The sequence below is a fragment of the uncultured Cellulomonas sp. genome (assembly GCF_963527515.1).
Taxonomy (GTDB): Bacteria; Actinomycetota; Actinomycetes; order Actinomycetales; family Cellulomonadaceae; genus Cellulomonas.
The window spans coordinates 1-4,629 of record NZ_CAURTV010000170.1; the positions used below are offsets into that span (position 1 = coordinate 1).

Here is a 4,629-nt window from a genome sequence, read left to right on the forward strand (position 1 = left end):
GGCGCGCACCGCGGCCACCGGCGGCTCGCGGACCACCCGGCGGGTCGGCACCTCCTCGACCCGGCTGCGCGGTGCGCGGCTGGGCGCCGGGCTGACCACCGTTCCACCGGCTCCGGTCCAAGACCCGCTGCAGGTGGTCATGGCCGTGCCCGAGGTGCCCGAGCGCAAGCGCTTCTGCCCCAAGTGCGGGGCCGAGGTCGGCCGGTCGCGCGACGGCGTCCCGGGGCGCACCGCGGGGTTCTGCCCCAAGTGCGGCACGCACTTCGACTTCACGCCGGCGCTCAGCCCCGGCGACCTGGTGGGTGGCCAGTACGAGGTGGTCGGCTGCCTCGCGCACGGCGGGCTCGGCTGGATCTACCTGGCGCGGGACCGCAACGTCTCGGGCCGCTGGGTGGTGCTCAAGGGCCTGCTGAACTCGGGTGACCCCGACGCCTACGCCGCCGCGATCTCCGAGCGGCAGTTCCTGGCCGAGGTCGAGCACCCGCTGATCGTCGAGATCTACAACTTCGCCATGCACGAGGGCGCCGGCTACACCGTCATGGAGTTCGTCGGCGGCCGCTCGCTCAAGCAGATCCTGCAGGACCGCCGCGAGGCCGCCGGGGGAGTCGTCACGCCCCTGCCGGTGGACCACGCGCTCGCGTTCGTCCTGGAGATCCTGCCCGCGTTCGCCTACCTGCACGACGTCGGGCTGCTGTTCTGCGACTTCAAGCCGGACAACGTCATCCAGCAGGGCGACGCGGTCAAGCTCATCGACCTCGGCGGCGTGCGCCGGATCGACGACCTGGACTCGGCGATCTTCGGCACGGTCGGCTACCAGGCGCCCGAGGTCGCCGAGGTGGGACCGTCCGTGGCCTCCGACATCTACACGATCGGTCGCACGCTGGCGACCCTCGTGCTGGACTTCCGCGGGAACACCTCGACGTACGTGGCGTCGCTCCCCGCGGTGGCGGACACCCCCGTGTTCCAGCAGTACGACTCCTTCTACCGGCTGCTGGCCAAGGCGTGCGCCCTCGACCCGTCCGACCGGTTCGCGACGGTGGACGAGCTGCGGGCGCAGGTGCTGGGCGTGCTGCGCGAGGTCGTCGCCACCGACCGGGGTCCGGGGAGCCCCGCGCTGCACTCGGCGGCGTCCGTGCTGTTCGAGGCGCCCACCTCCGACGAGGCGGGCCATCCGCTCGACTGGCACCAGCTGCCCGCGCTCAAGGTCGACGCGAGCGACCCGGCGGCGAGCTGGCTGGCCGGCGTGAACGTGAGCAACCCGGAGCAGCGCATCGCCGCACTCGCCGACGCCCCGGAGGACACGGTCGAGGTGCGGCTGCGGCGGGCGACCGCGGCCATCGAGGCGGGCCGGCAGGACGTGCTGGACCAGACCCTGTCGCAGGTCCTCACCGACGACCCGTGGGAGTGGCGGGCGGCCTGGCTCGGCGGACTCGCGCAGCTCAGCGCGGGCGACCCGGTCGCGGCCCGCGCGTCGTTCAATGCGGTGTACGGGCAGGTGCCGGGGGAGCTGGCGCCCAAGCTGGCGCTGGCCACGGCGTGCGAGCGCAGCGGCGAGCCGGACATCGCCGAGTCGCTCTACATCATCTGTGCACGCTCCGACGCCAACTACACGGCGCCCGCGGCCTTCGGCCTGGCCCGCATCCGCCGCGCGCGGGGCGACCTGCCCGGTGCGCTCGCGGCGCTCGACCTGGTGACGCCGACGCGCAGCTCCTACGTCGAGGCCCGCATGCTGCGCGCGCAGCTGCTCGCCACGTCGAGCGGGGACCTGCGTGCCCTGTCCGACGCGCTGGCCAGCGTGCAGAGCGTCTCGATCGAGCCGCGCGCGCGGGCGGCGCTGCGGGTGGACGTGCTGGGGTCCGCGCTGCAGGCGGTGCTCAAGGACGGGCCGTCGAAGACGGTCCACCTCGGGGCGGTGCCGGCGGAGGAGCCCGAGCTGCGCGACGCGCTGGAGGGCGCGCTGCGCGAGCAGGCGGCGCTGGCCGACACGCCCGACGAGCGGATCACCCTGGTCGACCGCGCCAACGCCGTCCGTCGGTGGACCACGTGGTGACCTGTCCGAGCTGCGGCACGGTCGCGGCGGACGGCTCGGCGTTCTGCGAGCACTGCGGGACGGCGCTGGGTGCGGCCGCGCCGGCACCGGCGGCCGTGCTCGCGGAGCCGGAACCACCGGCGACACCCGTCTGCCGGTCCTGCGGCGGGACGATCGCGGCGGACGGCTACTGCGAGCACTGCGGCGAGCTGGCGGTCAGCGCGCGCGACCACTGGGCCGAGCTGCCGTCGCCGCTGGTCGGCGGGGTCTGCGACCGTGGCCGGCGCAAGAGCCGCAACGAGGACGCGATGGCGCTCGCGGTGGTCGGCACCACCGCGGTCCTGGTGGTCTGCGACGGCGTGTCCAACATCCAGGACTCCGACGTCGCGAGCCTCGCCGCCGCACGTGCCGCGCGGGACGTGCTGGTCACCGGGGAGCCGCAGACGGTGGCGGCGTGGTCCGCTCTCCTGGTGGAGTCGGCCGCCGCTGCCGACAAGGCCATCGCGGACGCGGTCGGTGACCTGACCGGGCGGGTCGAGCCTCCGTCGTGCACGTTCGTCGCGGCCGTCGTCGACGGGCCGACCGTCGTGGCCGGCTGGCTGGGGGACTCCCGCGCCTACTGGATCCCGGACGAGGGGGCCGCCCACCAGGTCAGCGTCGACGACTCCGCAGCGAACGAGATGATCGCGCGCGGCATCCCGCGGGCACGGGCGGAGGCCTCGCGCGAGGGGCACGCCATCACGCGCTGGCTGGGTCCCGACGCCGAGACCGTGGTGCCCAGCACGGGCACCACCCGGGCGCAGGGGCCGGGGTGGGTGTTCGTCTGCTCGGACGGCCTGTGGAACTACTGCTCCGAGGCCGACGACGTGGCGGACCTGCTGCACCGCACGATCGAGCAGGTCGGGACCTCACCGGACACGATCTGCGCCGAGCTGGTGCGCTGGGCCAACGCGGCGGGAGGGCACGACAACATCACCGCCTCGCTGGCCCGGGTGGCCGCACCCTTCGATACTGTCCAGACCGAAGAGACGGCACCGGCCCCGCCGGCGTCGCCCGCAGCCTGAGGAGCCACAGTGGCCGACTTCCGCACCGAGGTGTTCCAGAACGAGTTCCTCTCCGACGGAGCCACGGACGTGCACGCGATCGTGACCGTGACCAGCACGGGCGCGGGCACCGCGGTGTCCAGCGCCGGCGGCGTCGCGGAGATCGTCATCATCGACACCTCGGGCTCCATGAGCGGACCGAACATCGAGGCCGCCAAGTACGCCGCCCAGGTGGCCGTCGACCAGATCGCAGACGGCACGTGGTTCGCGGTGGTCGGCGGCAGCCACGTGGCCAACCGGGCGTTCCCGTACCCGAACGCGCCGGTCGCGATCGTGCAGATGGAGCCGGGCGCCCGCGAGGAGGCCAAGCGCGCCATCTCCTTCATGCGCCCCTCGGGCGGCACCGCGATGAGCACCTGGCTGCGGCTCGCCGACGCGATCTTCGCCGAGGTGCCGCAGGTGGCCCAGAAGCACGCGATCCTGCTGACCGACGGCCGCAACGAGTCCGAGCCGCGCGCCGAGCTGTCCAAGGCGATCCGGGACGTCACCGGGCACTTCCAGTGCGACGCGCGCGGCGTCGGCTCCAGCTGGGAGGTGGCCGAGCTGCGCGAGATCTCCTCGGCGCTGCTGGGCACGGTCGACCTCATCCGCAACCCCGCGGACATCGCGGAGGACTTCCGCGCGATGGTGAACGAGTCGATGTCCAAGGGCGTCGCCGACGCCGAGCTGCGCGTGTGGGCCCCGCAGGGCGCCCAGGTGCTGTTCGTCCGCCGCGTCGCACCCACGGTCGAGGACCTCACGGCCCGCCGCACCGAGGTCAACCCGCTGACCGGCGCGTACCCCACGGGCGCGTGGGGCGACGAGTCCCGCGACTACCACGTGGCCGTCCGGGTGTCGTCCAAGCCGGTCGGTTCGGAGCAGCTGGCCGCGCGCGTGCAGATCGCGGTCGGCGGGGAGGTGCAGGCGTCGGGACTGGTCAAGGCGCGCTGGTCGGACGACAGCACCCTGACCGCGCGGATCAACCCCGAGGTCGCGCACTACACCGGGCAGACGGAGCTGGCGTCGGTGATCCAGGAGGGTCTGGCCGCCAAGGCGTCCGGCGACGAGGCCACGGCGACCGTCAAGCTGGGCCGTGCGGTCCAGCTGGCCGCCGAGACGGGCAACGACGAGGCGACGTCGCGGCTGCGCCGGGTGGTCGAGATCGACGACGAGGAGAAGGGCACCGTGCGGCTCAAGCGCAACGCCGACAAGCTCGACGAGATGGCGCTCGACACCGCCTCCACCAAGACCACGCGGGTCCGCCGGTGAGCACCGTCGTCTGCCCGAACGGTCACACCTCGACGGCCACGGACTACTGCGACGTCTGCGGCGCGCCCATCGAGTCGTCGGCGCCCGCGCAGGCCGCCGAGCCCGCCGCGGCGGGGACGGCCACGACGTGCCCGCACTGCGGTGCACCGGCGTCGTCGCTGGCCCTGTTCTGCGAGGTCTGCGGGTACGACTTCACCACGGGCACCGCACCGGCCCCCGTCGCGCCACCGGCGCCGGTCGCGCCCGCGC

Annotated in this window: 4 protein-coding genes; all 4 read left to right on the plus strand. The window is 74.0% G+C overall.

Annotation, left to right across the window (positions count from 1 at the left end):
* The coding region (locus RYN42_RS19735) for a tetratricopeptide repeat protein (protein ID WP_315099193.1) at positions 1-2,050 on the plus strand (2,050 nt) is incomplete at its 5' end.
* The gene (locus tag RYN42_RS19740) at positions 2,047-3,093 is read left to right on the plus strand and encodes a PP2C family serine/threonine-protein phosphatase (RefSeq protein WP_315099196.1); all 1,047 of its coding nucleotides are present in this window, start codon (positions 2,047-2,049) and stop codon (positions 3,091-3,093) included. The genes RYN42_RS19735 and RYN42_RS19740, both read left to right, overlap by 4 nt.
* Before the next feature lie 9 nt (positions 3,094-3,102).
* Positions 3,103-4,380, plus strand: coding sequence for a VWA domain-containing protein (locus RYN42_RS19745; RefSeq protein WP_315099199.1), 1,278 nt, complete (start codon positions 3,103-3,105; stop codon positions 4,378-4,380).
* Positions 4,377-4,629, plus strand: a 253-nt coding sequence (locus RYN42_RS19750) for a zinc ribbon domain-containing protein (protein WP_315099201.1), incomplete at its 3' end; no start/stop codon positions are given. The genes RYN42_RS19745 and RYN42_RS19750, both read left to right, overlap by 4 nt.